The following is a 19435-nucleotide window of genomic DNA, read 5'->3' on the forward strand; positions in this document are numbered from 1 at the left end:
TCCTAGCTACGGTCCAGAGCCCCAGCCATGCAGTTCAGAGCATCTTGGGCTTCAGCTTGGGTATGACGATGCATGGTCCAGTGGAGGTTTGGTCAAGTCGCCGAATGACCCCGATGTTGGTGTCGGTGTTTTTGAGACGGAGATACCATTTTTAGTTGACGTTGGCTTGCATAGCTGCATCACCTCGGCTGATTACCAGTTGGTCATGTCGGTCATGGCCGGCGACATTCTAGTCCCGATTGGTACTATGAGCTTTTCGGTGGGCGCCGGGGAGTATTTTTACGACGAGTTTATCTACGTCCTTCCAAGCGGTAATGCTGACCAGGTCGAAGTGGTTGCCGATTTGTACTACGATCCTCCGCCCGCTCCTTCGCCACCGGCTGCTGTAGCGCAACAGGGCGAGCCGCATGACCCCCCGCCGCTTTTGAGGTTGCGCCAGCAGATTGTGGAGGCGACGGATCGTTGGCGGATGGAGTTGGTTAGTGCTTTGCCGGAGAGCGCAGTGAGTAGCGGTGTCGAGTATGTGTCAACCGTTGCGCCGACTAAAACCGCGGACGCAATTCTTGATGGACTGATGACCGAGGAGATGAGACAGTCAATCACAGACCATATCATGCAAGCCGGCAATATGTCGCCCGAATCAGCCGCGGAGGAATTTGATCGACGGCTGGGGCTCGCTAAGACAGACCTCTCCAGTGCGTTCGAGCCCGTCTTCCAAACGATTGCGACGAAATTGTTTAGCACAGACCGGCCTGACGCGGAGGCGCTGTTTGGGGCGAGCGACCCGGTGGATCCGCCTGGTATGTTTGGGGAGGCTCTCAATGACATCCATTCGCGAATCCAGTCATTTCTTGACAGCTTGCCGAGCCTGGAAGATTACCCCAATATCAAGGATCTTGACGTAGACTTTAAGTTCGCCAGCGTTTCGGACGTAGTGAACGCCGACGCGGGGTCAAGTTTGTCTGATTATTTGAAGGCGGCGAATGTCAGTGGTCTGTGGGACGATCTGAAGGACACTGATGTCGATACGTTTGCCTTTATAGAAGAGGTGGCTGTCTCTTATCCCATTGACAATTATGGCGCACTAACGCTGTCGGCCCAGAATGTCTCTGCATCAGGTGTGTATAGCTTTAAGCTTGGTGGGTCGGTAAGTTATGCACGCTATTTCGGTGGTTATCATTTCAATCTTCTTTTGGTGCCTTCAGTGCTTCATGAGCCGGATGATCCCTATGAAATCTTTGGCGACGGTGACCAAGTCTACAATGTGGACTACAATGTTATCATTACCAGTCAATAGCTGCGCAACTCGAAACAAGCAGAGAGAAGTGCCTCGCGTGGCACCCATTTCCCCGCGGCGTCAGGCGGTAGCGGTTAATTGCAGTGCCAGAGTTTTAGTTCTGTTTATGGCTCTGTGTCCTACAGTCACAATTGCGCAAACCGCCCCCAATGGTACATCGCTCCCGCCATTGTCGCCGCACAGCACGCTAAGCGGCGGGTACTCCACTGCCTCGCTCACAGAGAAGGAAGGCGATACCGAACTCTCGACTATCTTCGTTGATTGGTCTGATAGCGATGTGTTTATGATGACGGTGGACCGCGAACAGGCCCCGAAAAGCTGTATTGTTGCAGACTGGGTAATGGGCTTTGACGGTTCCGTCCCTGAGCCTGTTCCGATTGCATTCTCATTTAAAGTGCTCGACAATCTCGTCGCCACTATCTACCAAGCACGGAAAGGACGTCCGGAGGAGCGTAGCGATTTCAGCTTGCCACTTCCTCGGATGCTCAAGAGCATCAAGCGGACAGATCTGCAGGCGAACGAAAGCTACATGCAGGAGTTGGTGGTCTGTGAATCCGGGGCGATTTTTCTTTCGTATAGAATGCCTGCCGAAGCAAAGTTCTTCGGGTACCCCATTCGGGCCTGTTTCACGGTCTCTAAGGGAGGCCCGCGGCAGTGGTTCACGAACTTCAATGGCGCGGGGGTTGAGCACGCGAGAGTGCAACACCCAGGCGCCCTGCACGATCCGGGGCAGGAGCAAGCCAAGAAACTTACCAGAGAAACTTGTCGGCAGCTTTTTCTGGACAAGCAATACCAGCCCTGGGCCAACATATATAGCGATTTGTTGTATCGTATGGTAGCAAGTTCGAGTGAGGCAAGTGCGAAGACGCTTTCACCGGAAGGCGCGCATGATCGCGAGAGGCTTTTCTATCAGTTGATGCGGCGAATTCGTAGGGAGGTTGACAGTCATCTAAATGATGGGACTTCATTGTTCTTAGATCCGTTTGTCCGCGGCATGATGCTTGAGCAATCGCTCTGGCAACCGCAGCGTCACCCTGCAACTGTAACGCACTTGCTGTCCCGCGTTTTGAACGACCTTGAGTCGAGCAGTGGCCAGCTTTCCCTGTCCTACTCGCTGATCTGCGCGTACGCTGATCTGGGGTTCGCGCCGAACGAAACAAGTCACGCAGTTTTCACACAATCCCTGCAAGATCAAACATCCAAAGATCGCGACGCCGCGGCGGTCCTCGCTCGCTGGCGCTGGCCGACAGAGCAACGGCATGTCGATGCAACCGTAGAATTCTTGAAGCATGCCAAGCACCCAACAGACCGGATGAACTGTGTCGAGACCTTGATTTTGATGGATCGAATTAGTCTTGTTCCAGCTGATCTACTCCGGCGATGGTTTGAGGGAATCGAAGGTGAGGCTGATCAAATTCGCCGACCGCTCAACCTTCTGATGCAGAACGCAGCAGGTCGGCGATACCTGGCGGACAAATTCCTTGCCATGCCTGCTGATGCCGCGCTGCGCGAACCGATCCGCGCCCTCTTTGCCAACGAATTGACGCATGTTCGCAAATCCGGGGACTACAGGTTCTGGACAAGAGAGGAATGCGACGGCCTTGAATCTGACCTGCAACTTGAGCTCACGGGCAACGAGAAGCGATAGCGAAACCGGGCGACTAGCGATAGACCGCTACGAATGGAAATACTGTGTCCTGGACGGATGCCATGTGTGGAGACGGCCTCGGTCGGAATCGCAGAGCGATGGCATGCGGTAGCCCCGGGCGCGAGCCCGGGGAAACGCTCACCGACGCTCACCGACGCGTTTTTCCGCCGCTGACGCCACGGCGTGCGGTTTGCCAGGGCAGGGCGGAGCGTTAGAATTCGGCTTGTCTCGGACGCCTGACGCGGCAGCGGAATCGACCCCGTTATCGCGCCCGGCAAGTCCTTGCGGGCCAGTAGCTCAGTTGGTTAGAGCAGGGCACTCATAATGCCTTGGTCGCGGGTTCAAGTCCTGCCTGGCCTACTCGACCATTCTTTCCTAGTGTTTTGGAGTCTTTTGGAGCCGGATTACGGACGTTTTCAACGTCCGATTCGGCTGTGAAACACTGGGAAAGAGCAGGAATGGGACCGCCAGTGGGACCGCCAGCCGTCGGCGGTCCCATTATCGCGCGTTGGGCGGTGCCGGTGGGCTTGGTCGCGGCGGCGTCCCAGTGGTCGCTCGTCACCTGCAAGTAATGCTCGTCAGCGACTCTGGATGAATGCCCCAGCCAAGCGTCCACCACGTGGCTCGCGAACGCCTCTTGCAGTTCGGTGCGGCGGGTCGACCGCAGATTGATGTAGGTCTTCTCCCACGGCACACAGCCCGCCCGCTCGATGATCCGGTGAAGCATCGTCGATAGATTGGTCTCGCCGCCTCGGTATCGGTGGATACAGTAAACCGCGCCCTCGGGGGCATCGTGATAAGCCTCGTCCAGGATCGGCCGCAGCTCCGGGAAGATCGGGCAGAACCGAAGGCCGGTTTTAGGCGAATCGATCCGTAGCCGGTTCGTGTCCCATAGTACGTCCGACCATCGCATCCCCAGCACCTCGCTGGGCGCTCGCATCCCCGCAAATCTCGCGAAGGCAAAGATCAATCGCCAATCGTGATCGGGGCACGCGTCCAGGACGGCGGCGGTCGTCTGGCGGTCGACGAAATGATGACGGGCGGGGTTGGACTGGGAACCGATCTTGACCGCAGCAAAGGGGCTGGAATCGATCAGACGGCCCCGTACCGCCTCGGAGAACAGCAGCCGAGCCCGTTTGACGTGCTTCGCCACCGTGGCCTCTGCCATCGTCTTGAGAGGCTTACCGTCCTTGTCTCGGCGTACCGGATAGGTCAGCAGCCAGCGACGCCACTGCTCCGCATCAGCCGCGGTGATCGAGCGTAGTGGTCGATCCGCACCGAAGTGCTCCACCAGGAATCGCTTCGCCTGCCGGTAGGTTTCCGTGGTCCGCGCGGCTACGTCCGTACGGCGGGCGATGTACGCATCCAGAAACGGCCCCAGTAAGCGGCCCTCGTCGCTGCGTAGTCGACCGTCCGAAGCATCGCAAAGCCCCCACCGGGTTAGCGTGTCCCGCATACGGCCCTCCAAGGATTCAACCCAGCGGACCGCGCCGGCATCGGCGGTTACGTTCGCTTCCGCCGCCCGAGCCAATTCTTCGACGTGACGGGCAATCGTGTCTGCCGCCCGTTTGCTGGAATCGCCGATCCAAAGAGACCGCCGCTTGCCATGAAGGTAGAACCGCAATCGCCATCCGTTGCGGCCACGGTCGGACTCTTTTCGCAAACTCGCCATCGGGTCAATTCCATCGGTTGCCCCATGATCGAAAGAAAACGCTGCGGCGGCCGATCATGGGGATCGGATTTCGGTCGTGAACCTAGCCGCGGCGTTGAGGTGCGTACGGTATCGTGCTGTCAGTCTTTCAGGATCACCCAATCCAATCCAGAAAGCCGCTCTCGCTCGGACTCTACAAAATCGGCAAAGGCCTCTTTGCTTTGCGTCGGAAAATGGTCTCGATCGTATCGGTCTGACCATACTGGGAATTCCTCCGTAAGAAATTCATCCTCCCATTTGGTCACGTTCGGCTCGCCGTCCCCCTCCCACTCCTTTATGAAGTCGTCTCGGCAGTCTTCCAGGTAGCTATTCCACTCCTCATCCTTCTCCTCGTCGTACCGCTCTCGGAACGCGTCATACTCTTGGGTGCTTTCCACCCAGTTCAGCTCGCAGTGTTTGGCCAAGTCGACTCGGCGGACCAATTCCAGATCGAGCAACTCGCAGAGCCTCTCGACGCCGTCGAATTGCAAGCCTGCTTGCTTGCCCGAACAGAAGCGATGCAAGCTTTCCCGTGGCACATCGCTGGACGCAGCGACGCTCGATGTGGTGTAGTTGTCCACGGCGATCGCTTCACAGATACGCTCTCGCAACATTGCATTCTCCCTTGTGTGTGATGATGGGGTGTGATCTGGCGTCACAGTGATTTCAGGTCACGTCCACATGGTACGTTGCTGGGGTGTGATGTCAACTCACAATCTTGGGGAAAGTGCGAGAGATAGCTTCTGTATGCTCTGCTACTTCTTTGTTGACCCAGGATTGCTGCTAGGTGAGCCGGACATTCGCTACTCAGGTTTCCGCCGGAGCGGGTGAAGGCAAAAGGAGCACCGCACCGCGAAGCGATCGTCGGCCACGCCAGGCACGCAAGGCACCAGGATGGGCCTTGCTGATCGCGGGCAGCCGCGGTGTCTGTAGTGACCGGCCATCCACTCGACAATGGTCTGGCCGGCATCGCTGACCAAAAAGACCGCACCGAGCGAGATGGTCCCGCCTCTCGTCTCGATGGTCAATCGACGCTTAGGCGTAAGTCGAACGTGCAAGCCATCTGCTACCTGTCGCCTCAGCGATCCCAAGACGTTCTGCAACGGCCGGTAAGCATTCTCGGGCGGCTTGATCGTCCGTGTGCTCCTGCTGCCGCTCCGGGCGTTCCAGGCGGCAATTCGTGCTGCGACGCTCCGGCGTGCCGGCTTTCGTCGGCGGTGGCTCCGCTGCAATTCCTTGACGCGGGCCTGCTCGGCTCGCAGGTCGGCAAGGTATTCAGACGCACCTTTAGCGGTTGCAGTCGGCGTTTCGGCCGGATCGGTCGGTTTTGCTGGGGTTTCGGAAGTCATGGCGATGCGTTTGCTGCGGCTTTGGGGTTGCGGGTTTTCTGAACTTCGTTTTCGCTCGTTGTGGCGGTCTCGTCGCCGTTGGGCGGGCGTGTCAACGACTCGCTTCTCCCACCTTGCGGTAGCTTTCCCAATCGCAGGCGAGCACCAAGGCCCCGTGACACAAACGGTCAACGGCCTGGGCGCCCAATCGGGCTTCGGCCTCGCTGCCGTTCTCGATGTTCATCGTCATCCAGGTGGGACGCATGTCGCTGTACCGGCGATCGATGATCTCGAAGAAAAGTCTCTGTTGGTACTCGGACAGGGCACCGCTCGGGGGCAACGGGTCGCTGACCCAGAGGATCGGCGTCTTTTCCGGTTTCGTTGTGAATCTGCCCACCGATGCCGAGTTGTCCTCGCCATCGAAGTCTCGCTTTTTCAAGTCGTTATGCAAAGTGACGCCATTGATCCAGTGAGGACATAGGCCGTGAATCCCAACCATTGCGTGAGCCAGGGCCATCAGCAGGTGATCCTTTCCAGCACCTTTGGTCCCGAAGAGCAGCACGCCCCGGCCATTCTCGATGTTGGAGCGGTCGGCTGCGTACTCTCGCAGCTTGTCCACCACTTTCTGCTGCTTGCTGTTGGTGATCTGGTAGTTATCGAAGGTGCACCCGTCGTAACGCTTGCCGCGATCCTTTCTCAGCCACTTCCATGCGATGTTGGTGACGTGCCATTGGCTCAGCACCTCCCTGTCGGTCTCGTCCAAACGGCCGGCGATACCTCTTTCGGTTTTGATTTCGTTGAACTTCTGCTGTGCCGCTTTCACACGATCAATGAAACGTTCCGTTGCCTCTGTGGTCATCGCCATGACAGCTCCTTCTGGGGGTCGTAATTGACTCCCGCGCCGACGTTTGCGGTGCGGGGTTTTCCATTCGATGGATTGGTCATTCGAGCGTGGAGATTTGCGAACTGTTTTCGGAGTTTGTCGGGCGAACGAATGTTGACCCTCCAAAAGTCATCCGCATTGGCCCATTGGAACACCTGCTTGATTTCCGCGATGGTGTGCCTATCACGGTCGCGCATCAGGCGTATGGTGTTCGCCCACTGGTTCAGGTTGGGCTGCTGCTCCTTGGGTGCCACCTGGAGGATCAGGCCAAACATCCAAGAGGCAACTCGGTAACACTCCTCGTCGCGATCAGCGACAAGAGATTTTCGTTTCTTCTCGGTTACCTTTCGTTTCTTATCGCTTTGTCGGTCATCATGACCGGGGTTGTGGGCTGCATGACCGGCCCCCCCGGTCATAGTGACCGGGGTTGTGGACTGCATGACCGGGGTGGTTTCGGGCGTGACCTCGGTCGTGGTGACCGGGGTGGGGATCGCCTTCCAGTTGATTTCGAGAATGCTGGTTTGCCCAGCATTGGGCGTCACAGTGACCAGCCCCATCGACTCCAATGCCTTGACTGCACGCCTTACCGTCTTCTCGCCTTGGCACGTTTCGGTCGCTATGGTCGTGATGCTCGCCCAGCATTTAGCGCCGTGGTCGTCGATGGCTCGTAACACCGCTTTCATGGCCGCGCCGGACACCTTGGAGCCGGATGGTTCGGTAAAGGCATCCAGGACCAACTTCCGCAGCGCGAACAACTGCTGGCCTCGGAGAAGATCGGGGTTGGTCATCGACGCCCTCCCCGGTAGCAGTCCGCACGCCAGGCTTCCCATTCTTCAATCGGGGTGGTGGTTTGCGTCGTGTCGCGCATGCCTCGACAGTAAAAACACCAATCGAGAAATGCGAGGTAATCAACGGGCTGGGATGCCTCGGGGGAGTCGTCGCTTTGCCAATCGCTCATTGATCTTCCCCCTGGTCGATTGCCACTAGCACGGCCGCCATGCTGCCGGATGGCGTCGGTCGTCGGCCGCTCTCGCGGGCCAGTCCCTCGCGACGCAGACGCAGGGCTATAGGGCAGACGGATTGCAGGCTCAGGCCCAAGTCGGCAGCCAACTCATGGCGCGTTCGGCCGCGCGGCCCGGCCGCCCGCAGTGCGTCCATGGCGGCTGTGAGCCGGCGAGTCAGCTTCGGCTGGGATTCTGCATAGGCCGCTGCGCGAGTCTCCGGCGAAACGGCCTGTTCGCCGCCGGCGAAGAGCGTCTGTTGGTGGGCGGGTGCGTTCGGTGTATGATTCGAGGGACGGCGGCAATCGTCCTGGGGGTGTTCGCTACGCATCAGCGACGCCCCGTTTTTCGTTGGCCAGGGCGGCCAGCACAGCGTCCCGTTCAAACCGGACACACCGGCCCGCGCGAATTACCGGGATCGCATCGCGACGGACGAGGCTGTCCACCATCGACTCCGACATGCCAAGGAACTCAGCCAGCTCGTCACGCGACAATAGCCGGTCCGCTCGCCGATCGATCAACGGGCGGATTTGGTCCAGCACGGCGGCGGTGATACGGTCAGTTAGTGCGTCAGGGTCCATGCCGTGGAGCAGCACGGCGTCAGTGGCGTTACGCATTGGTACGGCCCTCCGACTCGGGAGCGGCCGCTACGGCAACGAAAAACTCTTCGAGCCACTCGCGGGTTGTCCGATGGGCACCGCCGAAAAAGATGCATCGCAGGCGAACCCCTCGGATGCCCTGCTTTCGCCAGCGAAAGACAGTTGCCCGGCAGCACGGTTCGCCAGTGAGCCTTTTTACTTCTGCCGGCGCTTCGGCCAGTTTGAGATACCGGGTCGCATTCGATACGGCCATGTGCTTCCTCCTGAAGTGGGAAGCCGGCCGTTTGACGCCGGAGCCCCGGCGCAGCCATCAAATGGCTCGGCCGGCTCCGTTGTTCGGTCACCGTGGATGATCGTCACACTCAGTCGTGCAACATCGGGGGTATGCTAGCGTAATCGCTGCGGCTGTCAAATTGTGCGTTAGGGAACTCCTGCGGTGCGTAACCCATTGCAGCATTGGCGCTTAGGAGTGACGTCACACGTTTTCTTTTCTTCGCGGTTCAGAAAAAACGTATTTTTTCGCTGCCGAGAGGGCTCGGCACTGATTTTTGTGACGACGCATTCCCCTCGGGTGCATCGAGCCGTTACTGGCTGGCGATCCGCAACGCTACTTCGATCAGTTCGGCCCGCTACGCATCGTCGAGTCGGTCCCAGATGGCCAGCAGCTCGGCTTGCTCGTCCTCGCCGCGCACTGATAGGACCGCCGTAGCGGCAGCGGCATTATTCCCTAGCGTTTTAACGAATCGAGTCCCGTCTGGTTTCTCGAGCCTCTAATCCCTTGTGTTTTGAGGCTTTTGTTGCTGGTTTCTGGTTGGGAAAATTCACCGTAACGTTTACGCACTCGCGGCTCGTGCTTTTAGGTTCTCGTACAAGCCAAGTTGGTTGAGGAGGATCTGTTTCAGGCCGTCCTGAATTTCGGGAGAGTTGAGCGCCTTCGTGCTCAGCTCGGTCTGCACATCCATGGCATCGATGATCGCGTTCACGAGCTCGTTGCTGAGGTCCGGCGAGTTGGCGAATTGAGCCGCTGAATTATTTGCCGCCTGCTGCTGCAGAATCGTCGACTCCAGCACCTTCTCGTTCAGCGTCGTTGCGTGCGACAACTGATCTCCGTCGCTTGTCTCGGGTCCGTAGATTTCGTTCAGCTTGACGATGATCTCTTTCAGGTAAGCCTTCTCCTTCTCGCGAACCATCCCGCTGCCGATCTCGGTCATCGGGTTGAGCTTCGGAACGTCCTCATCGGACAAGCCCAGATTCTTCTTGCCGCGGTGGCTTAGTTTGTGATGCGTGAGCGTGACCTGCGATAGATCGACGCCCTCGCGTTCTCGGCCGAACTTCAGCAGCCTGACGAGGTGCTTGAAGAAGATCGCTCGCTTCTCGAAGTCGGTGTTGCCGTAATCGAAAATCTGCGAAAGGAACGTGTAGGCTCGCAGATAGGTCGCCACATCCGACCGGAACAGGATCAGGGCATCCATCGTGTCCTTGGCCGCCTGCTGGGCCTTTTCGTCATCATTCTCGCTGGCATGGGCGTGGGCGGTTTTCGCTGCGGAGAACTTCTTCAGGAGGCGGTCGGCTACCGGCTCGATCGCGGCAGCCAGTTGCTCGGACTTGGATGTGGGATCGAGCACGACGTTGACCACTCGTTCGATTTCGTGCTCATAGTAATACCCTAGCGCATCGAGCTTGGTCCGCAAATCAAGGATGATGTACGGGTCGGTCGCGTCGGAAAGTTCGGCTGTCGTGAAATACGTCTTGAAGGCGTCCAGGACCTCGCTGGGCTCGTTGACGAAGTCCAGGACGTAGGTGTCGTCTTTCCCCGGGAAGCAGCGATTAAGCCGCGACAGCGTCTGGACGGCTTGGATTCCGGCCAGTCGTTTGTCGACGTACATCCCGCACAGCAGCGGCTGGTCGAACCCGGTCTGGAATTTGTTGGCGACCAGCAGGATCTGAAATTCGTCGTCCTTGAAGGCTTCGGCAATGTGGCGCCCCTTCAGGCCGGGATTCAGCTCCGCGCTGGTTTCTTTGAACGGTTCGGGACCGGATTCTTTGTCGTTCACTTCGCCGGAGAAGGCGACCAGGGTGCGCAGGGGATAGCCTTTTTCCGCGATGTACTTATTGATCGCCAATTGCCAACGGACGGCGTCCAGCCGGCTGCTTGTGACCACCATCGCCTTGGCCCGGCCCTCGAGCAGCGGCGCGACGGTGTCGCGGAAATGCTCGACCACGATCTGCACTTTCTGGGCGATGTTGTGCGGGTGCAGCCGCACCCAGCTCATCAGCCCTTTAACGGCCGTGCTGCGTTCGACTTCCGTATCGTGGAACTCTTTGCCCGCGTTGGCCAGCTTGAAGGCTAGCTTGTAGGACGTGTAATTTTTCAGGACGTCCAGGATGAAACCTTCTTCGATGGCCTGACGCATCGAATACACATGGAACGGGGCGGGAAGGTTGTCCTCGGAGGCCGGCTCTGAGGGGGCAGGGCGACGCCCGAACAGCTCCAACGTCTTGGCCTTGGGCGTGGCGGTGAAAGCGACGTAGGTGATGCCGGCGTCGGCGGCGCGAGAGCTCATCTGAGAGGCCAGAATGTCTTCGCTGCTGATCGTGCCGCCGTCTTCGAATTCCTGCTGCTCCTCGGCGGAGAGGACCATCTTCAGCTTCGAGGCCGCTTCGCCCGTCTGCGAGCTATGGGCTTCGTCGGCGATCACCGCGAATCGTTTTCCTTCGGTTGCGGCCAGCTCTCGCACGGCCTGCAGCGCAAACGGGAACGTCTGGATCGTGCAGACGACAATCTTCTTGTCACCCGACAGCGCGTCGGCCAGCTCGGCACTCTTGCTGCCCTTTCCGCCTTTGACCGTGGCGACCACGCCGGCGGTGCGTTCGAAGCCGAAAATCGCGTCCTGCAGCTGCCCGTCGATGACTCGGCGGTCGGAGACGACCAGAACCGTATCGAAGACCTTCTTGTCGTTGGCGTCGTGCAGGTCCGCCAGGAAGTGAGCGGACCAGGCGATCGAATTGGTTTTGCCGGAGCCGGCCGAGTGTTGGATCAGGTATTTTTGGCCAGGTCCTTCGGCCAGGACCGCCTGTTGCAGTTTGCGGGTGGCGTCGAGCTGGTGGTAGCGGGGAAAGATCAGTTTGGTGATCCGCTTCTTCGCATCCCGCTCGGCCACCATGTAGCGGCCGAGGATTTCCAGCCAGCTGTCGCGTTGCCAGACCTGTTCCCACAGGTAGGCCGTGCGGTGGCCGGCGGGGTTCAGCGGATTGCCTGAGGCGCCGTTATCGCCCATGTCGAAGGGCAGGAAGTCGGTAGCCAAGCCAGCGAGCTTGGTGGTCATTTTCACCCGGCTGCTACTGACCGCGAAATGAACCAGGGCACCGGAGGGAAAGGTCAGCAGCGGTTCCGCCGCTTGGCCTTTCGGCTTGGGATTGCGGTCCTTCTTGTATTGATAGACCGCGTCCTCGATGCTCTGGGTATTGTCCGTCTTAATTTCGACAGTCGCGACCGGGATACCGTTCAGGAACAGCACCAGATCAAGGCTGTTTTCGTTGTGCTGGGAATAGCGAACTTGCCGCACGACCCGCAGCCGATTGGCCGCATACCGCTGCATGATGTCCGGATTCATCGCCAGGGCTGGCTTGAACTGAGCCATCCGGAGCGGCTTGCGGAGGCCCAGCACATCGAACCCGTTGCGGATGACGTGCAGCGTACCGCTCTTGTCCAGTGAGTCACGGAGCCGCTTCAGGAGCACGCCCTCGGCCGAGCCGCCGTGGTTCTTGGTCAGCGTTGCCCAGGCATCGGGATCGGTTTCCTGGACCCAGGCCAGTACGTCGGCCGGGAACATCGCGAGCTGGCGATCATAGCCGGCGGCGTCCTGTTCCGCGTAAAGCCAGCCGTGAGCGGCAAGGTGGTCGCAGATGTCGTTCTCGAATTCGATCTCGTTGTGGATTGCCATTTCTCTCGGGCTTCATTGCTGCTCGTCGTGAACTCGACCACCATTGGGAGGGGGTGGGCTCGGCTTTTGTGGATCGTCTGCTAGATACAAATTGGTTTGTGGCTCATGAAACGCGGAAAACGAGACACAAACCCCGTTGGGTATTGCCAGCGAAACACAAACGGCGAACTCTTCGCTCTTGGCTTATCGACGCTTCGCACTATACCTCTGTCGTGGGTCCGTGGGATTCTCTGGAATGGACATTTCTACGAGACCGGCGGAGATTAGGTCATTCAGGTAGGTCTTGCGGATGTGATCTTGTGTCCGTCCGGTCAGCAGAGCTAAGTCTGCCAGCGAAAGCTGTCGCCACCGAAGCAAATCCAGCACGAGATCAATCATCCGCGTTGGATTGGCTCGTTTCCCTAACGCCACCATTCGCTCAGCAAGCTCCGGTGGTAAGTCCCGCAGCTCCGGTGGTAAGCGGTCAAGCTCCGGTGATAAGCCGGGGAGCTCCGGTGGTAAGCGGTCAAGCTCCGGTGATAAGCCGGGGAGCTCCGGTGGTAAGGTCTCCGAATCGGGTAATGTGTCGCTTTGCTGCCCTGTTTCTGGACCAGTGCCCCAGCTCGCCATCGCTTTCTCGGTCGGAACGTAATACGTGCCAGCGCCGCTACCTTTCTTTGCTAGCAGTCCGAAATCGACCAACCGCCGCAGATGTTTGCTGGCCGAAAGGGTATCGGTTATCACTTACGATACCTCGTAGCTCTTTTCGAGCAGTGGCAATGCCTTCTCTAGGTCCTCTGATTTTCGGAGCGTTATTTCCAAATCGCCGGTTCCGAAATGACCAATCTGCCGAACATCTCGCGTGAAGCCATCCACAAGCTCCACGGTGTCGGGATCTACTTTGACATACACTAACACCACTCTGGCGTTCGTTCGAATTTCTACCGACGCAAAATTTTTGATGCGTTTGAACGCCATGTAAAACTTTAGCGTCTTCGCTTGAACGTCATCGCCGAGCGACATGCAAAAGGATTTAACTGCTTCAAATACATCGAGAAGTTGCGGATCCGCATCAGCAAGCTGTTCGGTTATGTGTTTGTATTTGTGTTTCGACTTCTTCGTGGGGGTGTTGGTGGTGGCGATCAAAACTTCCCCTGTGGCCTGCGCCGCATTCACCAATTCGAGCAACAAAAACTCTTCGCCAAATCGCAAGTAGCGGAGCAGTTCGATGTTGCGGTTCATCTGCTGTACCGCGTGACTGTCGTACTTGGTGAAGTCGCCGGCAATGCACAGCAATCGTGGACTTGACCATTCAATACTGTCGGACACTGCCTTGCCGTACCGCTTGAGCACAAGCAATTCGAACTCGCCCTTATGGTCGAGTAGCCAGTCGAGATAAAACAGGCCCTGATTGATGGCGTTTTCATTGCTGGACCGTTTGTACTCGATGATGCAGGGACAGCCATTTTCATCGATACCCAGCGTGTCGATGCGTCCGCTGTGCGTCTTGCCTGTCGAATACTCGCTGGCGATGAATCGAATGCCCAGAAACACGTCTAGGTGAGTTTCTATAAGCGTCTGAAGAGACTTCTCGAGGGCTACCGAATGACCCTCCAGTTGCGTTACCGTCTGGCCAACGGTGCGGAATAGTTTAATGTCGCTCATGATTCTACGTTGGATCCCTACTTGATGTTTCCCGCCATGTGGATTCTGTGTTTGCCTTGAAACCAGCGGCCAGTGACGCGGCTTTTCCGGAAGGTTCCAAGCCGGCCGTACTGACGATCGAACACCTCGACGTACCAGGAGTGATTACCGACGTCTGGCAGCCTCGCGTCGGCACGGTTGAGAGCATCACGCCAAATTCCGATGTGATCGACGATTAACACTGCGCGTCGCGTGGGCTCATCGTGGAACAGATGCCACGCATGCTTCCGGTCCGGTTCGTCCTCGATGCCGCCAAACGGTTCCGCGTCACTGGGCCCCAGATGTAGCGGATTGTTGCCACCGTGGTAAGGATCAGGCCAGGATGGTCTGGGCCGCTGCCGGAATTGCGTCCACCAAGATCCGTCCGGAAATGTTGCCCCCGCTTGCGGCTTCCCCGTCGCTGGCTCGCTGCTGCTCCAAGCCCACGCGGCATAAAAATCGACTGCGTCGTCGCAGCCCCACAGGCGGGTGACCAGTTCGAGCAGCCGCGAGTCTGTGATCGGCTTGCCGTTCTGGTACCACCACGCGAGTCCCTGAGCCGGATTGCTCCAGCCGAGAAGCGAACGCAGCAGGTAGTGCAGGGGCTCCCAGACGGCGCAGGAATCGTGCAAATCCAGCGCGCGGGTCGGATCGGGAAAGTCCTTGGGCGAGCGTGAGCCGGCAAGGATTTGATGCAGGAGCGGTATCCGGCGGCACCATCCATCGCGAATCGAGTACCGCCCGCTCACGCCACGACCTTTCTTGCCGCGTAGCCACGCACGTCGATCTTGCCGGTGACGGTCGCCGAGATCAGGGCGGCGCGGCGTTCCTGGAGCAGCTCGATGGCTCGCTCGGCTTCTGTTTGGAGCTGATCAAGTCGTCCCACTCGATTCTCAATAAATGCCGCGATCCAATTTTGCTCCTCGCAGGGGGGGGCTGCGACAGAGAGGTTCCTAATTTCGTCAACATTGATACGCTTGAACGTCGCACCAACCATTGCAACGCTCATCTGCTCGACTACTGCAGTTGATTTTAAGACGTGTTGCCAATAGTCGGACGACGACTTTTTGTTGTGCTTCCGGAAAAGGCAAACGTCTTGGCCCATCGCGAATTTCGGCGTGTGCTCGCCGACTTGCGCCACTTCTCCAACAGTTGCATTGCGACTGAAAATCAGATCGCCAACTTTGGGTTCTCTGTCACCCTCAATTAACAATTCGTAGAACTTTTGTGTGGTCTTCTTAGCATTATCTAAATCTACCCATTTGCTTTGGACTTCCCGGATACTAGAGAGCGGGATTCCATCATCAACAAACTCGGCGGTGACGTGCTTGCAGTCGGTAACGCTCCAAAACCGTTTCAGCGGCCCAACTCGCCAATGTTCCGGCACCTCGCCGAGCCAGGGGATGCCGGAGGGTTTCATGGGGGCGTTCGGGTTCAGGCCTTTGGTGACCGCGTGGCTGATGACCGCCTGCCGCTTTTCCTTCAGCAACGCAATCAAGCGACGCTGCTCCGACACCAGAGCGTCGATCTTCGACGTTTCCACATCGAGGAACGACGCGATCGCACTTTGCTCGGCTAGGGGAGCCAAGGGAATCAGCACTTGGCCGATCATCGTCGAATTCAAGTTAGCAAGTCCCGTCGTCGAATTTGCAAGAAAATCAAACTGCCGACGTGCCAAACCGTTGTTTAAAACGTACCACGCCAACTTCGGGATCAAAGAAGTTGAGGTCCGTAGTCGTTGCATGAAATTCGAGTAACAACATCGCAATTCCGCAATCCTGGAACTAACAATCGTGGTCTTTCCAATGTGCAACGCACTGCCGCTCGACTTAGTGACGAGCAAGTCGCCTTCAATTAGCAACGCGGAATCTACTTCGTCTTGAGTCAGCTTTCGCTTCGCTGGCTCTTCGATTCGCCACTCTCCATCGACGGTTTGTTCGGTTGAGCGCAGCACCACGGTATCCCCTTCGTCGTCATCGGGATCGCTTCCCCAAACACCACCGTCATTCCGCTCGATGCAACGTTTGAGCGGCTTAAGTGACCAGTGAGCTGGGATGTTGCCAAGCCAATTAACGCCGCTGGCTTTGTACTCGTCGTAAGTTGGAAAACTCACTGCGAAAGCTCCCCGATCATGGCCACGATTCGATCAGTCACGCCCTTCAGTTCCGCGTCGATCTCGTCCAAATCGCGGGGCGGTTTGAACACATAAAAGTGCCGGTTGAATGGGATCTCGTAGCCGATCTTGGTTTTGTCCCCGTCGATCCAGGCGTCGGGCACATGCGGCTTGACCTCGCGGGAAAAGTATTCGTGGATCTCTTCGCCGAGCGGAACCTCTTCGCTGTCGCGTAGCTTGCTGTCGGGCTTGGGCTGGCCTTTCCGCTTGCCTCGCGTTTCGAGCACGACTTGGCCGTCCTTGTCGCGCAGTGGACGCTCGACGGTGATGGTCTGGTAGCCGAAGTCCGTGGTCTTGAAAATGCGGCTGATCGGCGTAGCCGGGGAACCGGAGGCTAGCGCCTTTCGACTGATACGCTTGCCGGTGTCAGGATCGACGTAGACTTCTTTGGCGTCGCCGAACAACCGCGTGATCTCCGCGATGTGCTCGTCGCTCAGTTCCTTGCGTTTGCTGCCCAGGCTCTTTCGCATCTTCTGCCACATCGCGCTGGCGTCGATCAGCTGGACCTTGCCCTTGCGGTGTTTTGGCTTGCGGTTGGTGACGATCCAGATGTAGGTGCTGATGCCGGTGTTGTAGAACATGTCGGTCGGCAGCCCGATGATCGCCTCCAGCAGATCGTTCTCCAGCACGTAGCGGCGGATCTCGCTCTCCCCGCTGCCTGCGTTGCCGGTGAACAGGGGCGAACCGTTCAGGACGATGCCGAAGCGGCTGCCGCCGTCCTTGGTGGAACGCATCTTGGAGATCAGGTGCATCAGGAACAGCAGCGAACCATCGCTGACTCGCGGCAGCCCAGGCCCGAAGCGGCCGTTAAATCCGTCCTGCGTATGCTCCTTCTTGATTTCCTTCTGGATCTTTTTCCATTCGACGCCGAACGGCGGATTGGACAGCATGTAGTCAAACTGCTTGCCCGGCAGGCCATCGTCGGACAGCGTATTGCCGTGGATGATGTTGCTGATGTCCTGCCCCTTGATCAGCATGTCGGCCTTGCAGATCGCGTAGGACTCGCCGTTGAGCTCCTGGCCGTACATGACCAGCCGAGCATCCGGATTTTGGCCGCTCAGGTGATCCTCGGCCACCGACAACATGCCGCCGGTTCCCGCGGTCGGGTCGTACAGCGAACGGACGATGCCGGGCTTAGTCAGAGCGTCGTCGTCTTCGATGAACAGCAGGTTGACCATCAGCCGGATGACCTCGCGCGGCGTGAAGTGCTCCCCGGCGGTTTCGTTGGAAAGCTCCGCGAATTTCCGAATCAGCTCCTCGAAGACGTGCCCCATCTGTTCGTTGCTGACGACGTCCGGGTGGAGGTCGATGTTGGCGAACTTTTCGGTCACCAGATACAGCAGGCCGGCTCTCTCGAGCCGCTGGACTTGGACGTGGAAGTCAAAACACTCGAAAATGTCCCGCACGGCCGGCGAAAAGGCCTGGACGTAGGAGAACATGTTTTCCGCGATGTTATCCTGGTCGCCCATCAGCTTTTTGATGTCCAGTGGCGACGTGTTGTAGAACAGCAAGCCAGATTTCTTCAGCAGGAACGGCTCAGGGTTCAGCCCAGCAGCTTCGCGTTTGTCCTTTTCCTTCAGGACGGCCAATTTCGTGTGCTCCAGAACACAGTCCAGCCGCCGCAGGACGGTGAACGGCAGGATCACCTTGCCGTATTCCGACTGCTTGTAGTCGCCGCGTAGCAGGTCCGCGACGGACCAGATAAAGGAAGAGAGATTCTGTTGGCTCATGCGTCTGTAGGCCTCCTGCGTGCCCTTTCTCCTAAAATGCGATGGTTTGACTATCCGCGAAATCGGTTGCGCCACGGAGGCCGAGGAACGCCTGCAGGTCTTGCCCGCGGAACAGTCGTTATCTGTTTGCCGAATTGATCTGCATCGAGATCGTTCCGGCTTTTGCCCAGCTCCGCAACGTGTTTGCGAGACTCCGAGAAACTGCGTGGCCTGTGCCGTATTCAGGTGGGCGCTCAGCCTCTCCGGCTTGGCACCCCCGGCAGCCGCGGAAGATGGTCGCTCTGTGTTTTGCTCAGAGCGTACCGAAGTCTGCAGAGGATTGTAGCTAGTAGACGGCCGGCGTGGTGCTCGACGCTGCAGCGCAACGTCTGCACGGCTTTCCATACCGGATTCGCCGTCGCCGGCCGATCGGCAGATTCTTCGAACGGCTTAGCTTCTATCGTTGATCCTCGTCATCCCCCTGGCGATCTCCAGCAGGTCATGCTTTTGGGCACCGTTCAAACGTCCCCAGCAATTAAACAATTCAGCCGTTTGGCGATCGTGCTCTGACGCGGATGGGACCGCCTGTGGGACCGCCGTAGCGGAAGCGGCGGTTTTTTCTAGCGTTTCAGCGGATAGTGAGAGTCCTGCCTGGCCTACTCGATGTTTTCCGCAATGTTTTGGTGTAGTTGCCCGCGGTAGGCTGGCGTTGCCGGTAACCCTCTGAGCCGCCGGCGCGAGCCTCGGGTCTCGCACCGCTGGACTTCATTCCGCCGCGAGCTTTTCTAACACCCCGAAAGCGCAAGCTCCACCGTCCGGAAGTCACCTGTTGCGGCCGCGCTTCCTCAGCCGGCCAGGGCCCGCGGCTCGCGCCGTCGGCTCAGTGGTCTTGCGGTAGCGTCAACGTTTGGCGACTGGCGTCTACTCTCCCGCTAGGGACGTCGATTGTATTGGTGACCGTCCCTCACGCAGCGACCATGCCATTCACGCTCGCATGTCGATGTTAGCGGCGCTGAATCGCGAAGCGATGGTAGTTGATAGCCTCGGATGCCAATCCGAGGTAGGTGCCGCCAAGATACGTCGGGAGTCGCGGAGCGACGGCGGTCGGTTGTACTCGCATCTTACAGCGCCAGCCGAGGACTTGCGTCGCTCAGGCCAACGGTCGTCGCTTCGCGACTGTCAAACCGGGTGGGGTGTCGCCGACCTGGGATTGGCATCCCAGGCTATCGACGGTCGTTGCTTCGCAACTGACGTTTGTCTGCGGTCCTCAGCCGAGGCAAGGGGCTGGAACGGGGTAGAGCGGGCCAGGACTTATCGTGCCAGGCTGCTGGCAACCAACTCGTGCGATGCCTGTCCCCGGCCGCAGGGTCCGTTCCGAGCCGCAGTAACCGCGGCGTGTCGCAAGCCGGGGATCACGGCTTCCCCTCTCTTCGCCATTCCGCGTTACCAGCGTTTTCATCTTGCGGATGCGATCAGGAGAGATTAACCCTCGCGGCTTTCA

15 protein-coding genes and 1 tRNA gene are annotated in these 19435 nt (G+C 58.3%); 3 read left to right on the forward strand and 13 right to left on the reverse strand.

What is annotated here, in order from left to right; translation table 11 throughout:
* The 3 genes from GE027_RS21175 to GE027_RS21185 form a co-directional block, all read left to right on the forward strand.
* Positions 1 to 1297, forward strand: a 1297-nt coding sequence (locus GE027_RS21175) for a hypothetical protein (RefSeq protein WP_237607707.1), incomplete at its 5' end; no start/stop codon positions are given.
* Between the two features lie 283 nt (positions 1298 to 1580).
* Positions 1581 to 2945, forward strand: coding sequence for a hypothetical protein (locus GE027_RS21180; protein WP_162006858.1), 1365 nt, complete (start codon positions 1581 to 1583; stop codon positions 2943 to 2945).
* A gap of 286 nt (positions 2946 to 3231) precedes the next feature.
* Positions 3232 to 3305: transfer RNA gene (locus GE027_RS21185), tRNA-Ile, on the forward strand.
* Here GE027_RS21185 and GE027_RS23820 read toward each other — a convergent pair.
* The 13 genes from GE027_RS23820 to GE027_RS21250 all read right to left on the reverse strand — a co-directional run bounded on the left by GE027_RS23820 (position 3265) and on the right by GE027_RS21250 (position 17955).
* On the reverse strand, positions 3265 to 4617 hold the full coding sequence (locus tag GE027_RS23820) for a tyrosine-type recombinase/integrase (RefSeq protein WP_153559240.1): 1353 nt from the start codon (positions 4615 to 4617) through the stop codon (positions 3265 to 3267). The genes GE027_RS21185 and GE027_RS23820 overlap by 41 nt on opposite strands.
* Before the next feature lie 119 nt (positions 4618 to 4736).
* Positions 4737 to 5249, reverse strand: a complete 513-nt coding sequence (locus GE027_RS21195) for a hypothetical protein (RefSeq protein WP_153559228.1) — start codon at positions 5247 to 5249, stop codon at positions 4737 to 4739.
* Positions 5250 to 6075: 826 nt separating this feature from the next.
* Entirely contained in the window at positions 6076 to 6828 is a 753-nt protein-coding gene (locus GE027_RS21200) for an ATP-binding protein (RefSeq protein ID WP_153559229.1), read from the reverse strand.
* Positions 6819 to 7634: a helix-turn-helix domain-containing protein gene (locus GE027_RS21205; protein ID WP_162006859.1), complete on the reverse strand. Its 816-nt coding sequence runs from the start codon at positions 7632 to 7634 to the stop codon at positions 6819 to 6821. Before GE027_RS21205 ends, GE027_RS21200 begins: the two co-directional genes overlap by 10 nt.
* A 166-nt stretch (positions 7635 to 7800) precedes the next feature.
* Positions 7801 to 8178 carry a hypothetical protein gene (locus GE027_RS21210; protein ID WP_153559231.1) on the reverse strand — a complete coding sequence of 126 codons (378 nt, stop codon included), beginning with the start codon at positions 8176 to 8178 and terminating at the stop codon, positions 7801 to 7803.
* Entirely contained in the window at positions 8171 to 8464 is a 294-nt protein-coding gene (locus tag GE027_RS21215; protein ID WP_153559232.1) for a helix-turn-helix transcriptional regulator, read from the reverse strand. Before GE027_RS21215 ends, GE027_RS21210 begins: the two co-directional genes overlap by 8 nt.
* Entirely contained in the window at positions 8457 to 8699 is a 243-nt protein-coding gene (locus tag GE027_RS23825) for a DUF1580 domain-containing protein (RefSeq protein WP_153559233.1), read from the reverse strand. Before GE027_RS23825 ends, GE027_RS21215 begins: the two co-directional genes overlap by 8 nt.
* A 580-nt stretch (positions 8700 to 9279) precedes the next feature.
* Positions 9280 to 12390, reverse strand: a complete 3111-nt coding sequence (locus tag GE027_RS21225) for a type I restriction endonuclease subunit R (RefSeq protein WP_153559234.1) — start codon at positions 12388 to 12390, stop codon at positions 9280 to 9282.
* Between the two features lie 183 nt (positions 12391 to 12573).
* Positions 12574 to 13113 (reverse strand): Fic family protein, encoded by a 540-nt coding sequence (locus GE027_RS21230; RefSeq protein ID WP_153559235.1) that lies wholly within the window; start codon positions 13111 to 13113, stop codon positions 12574 to 12576.
* Positions 13114 to 14034: an endonuclease NucS domain-containing protein gene (locus GE027_RS21235; RefSeq protein ID WP_153559236.1), complete on the reverse strand. Its 921-nt coding sequence runs from the start codon at positions 14032 to 14034 to the stop codon at positions 13114 to 13116. It abuts the gene before it with no gap.
* Between the two features lie 17 nt (positions 14035 to 14051).
* Positions 14052 to 14801 (reverse strand): hypothetical protein, encoded by a 750-nt coding sequence (locus GE027_RS21240; RefSeq protein WP_153559237.1) that lies wholly within the window; start codon positions 14799 to 14801, stop codon positions 14052 to 14054.
* Complete coding sequence (locus tag GE027_RS21245) at positions 14798 to 16165, reverse strand: restriction endonuclease subunit S (protein WP_153559238.1); 1368 nt, start codon at positions 16163 to 16165, stop codon at positions 14798 to 14800. The genes GE027_RS21240 and GE027_RS21245 overlap by 4 nt, the downstream gene beginning before the upstream one ends.
* The gene (locus GE027_RS21250) at positions 16162 to 17955 is read right to left on the reverse strand and encodes a type I restriction-modification system subunit M (protein ID WP_153559239.1); all 1794 of its coding nucleotides are present in this window, start codon (positions 17953 to 17955) and stop codon (positions 16162 to 16164) included. The genes GE027_RS21245 and GE027_RS21250 overlap by 4 nt, the downstream gene beginning before the upstream one ends.
* Between the last annotated feature and the right edge of the window lie 1480 nt (positions 17956 to 19435).

The organism is Roseimaritima sediminicola, assembly GCF_009618275.1.
GTDB classification, from domain to species: Bacteria; Planctomycetota; Planctomycetia; order Pirellulales; family Pirellulaceae; genus Roseimaritima; species Roseimaritima sediminicola.

Excerpts from the sequence above, each read along its gene's own strand:
- GE027_RS21215 (WP_153559232.1), bottom strand. The coding sequence starts at position 8,464 with ATGCGTAACGCCACTGACGCCGTGCTGCTCCACGGCATGGACCCTGAC.
- GE027_RS21180 (WP_162006858.1), top strand. The coding sequence starts at position 1,581 with ATGATGACGGTGGACCGCGAACAGGCCCCGAAAAGCTGTATTGTTGCA.
- GE027_RS21205 (WP_162006859.1), bottom strand. The coding sequence starts at position 7,634 with ATGACCAACCCCGATCTTCTCCGAGGCCAGCAGTTGTTCGCGCTGCGG.
- GE027_RS21200 (WP_153559229.1), bottom strand. The coding sequence starts at position 6,828 with ATGGCGATGACCACAGAGGCAACGGAACGTTTCATTGATCGTGTGAAA.
- GE027_RS23820 (WP_153559240.1), bottom strand. The coding sequence starts at position 4,617 with ATGGCGAGTTTGCGAAAAGAGTCCGACCGTGGCCGCAACGGATGGCGA.
- GE027_RS21210 (WP_153559231.1), bottom strand. The coding sequence starts at position 8,178 with ATGCGTAGCGAACACCCCCAGGACGATTGCCGCCGTCCCTCGAATCAT.
- GE027_RS23825 (WP_153559233.1), bottom strand. The coding sequence starts at position 8,699 with ATGGCCGTATCGAATGCGACCCGGTATCTCAAACTGGCCGAAGCGCCG.
- GE027_RS21225 (WP_153559234.1), bottom strand. The coding sequence starts at position 12,390 with ATGGCAATCCACAACGAGATCGAATTCGAGAACGACATCTGCGACCAC.
- GE027_RS21195 (WP_153559228.1), bottom strand. The coding sequence starts at position 5,249 with ATGTTGCGAGAGCGTATCTGTGAAGCGATCGCCGTGGACAACTACACC.
- GE027_RS21235 (WP_153559236.1), bottom strand. The coding sequence starts at position 14,034 with ATGAGCGACATTAAACTATTCCGCACCGTTGGCCAGACGGTAACGCAA.
- GE027_RS21250 (WP_153559239.1), bottom strand. The coding sequence starts at position 17,955 with ATGAGCCAACAGAATCTCTCTTCCTTTATCTGGTCCGTCGCGGACCTG.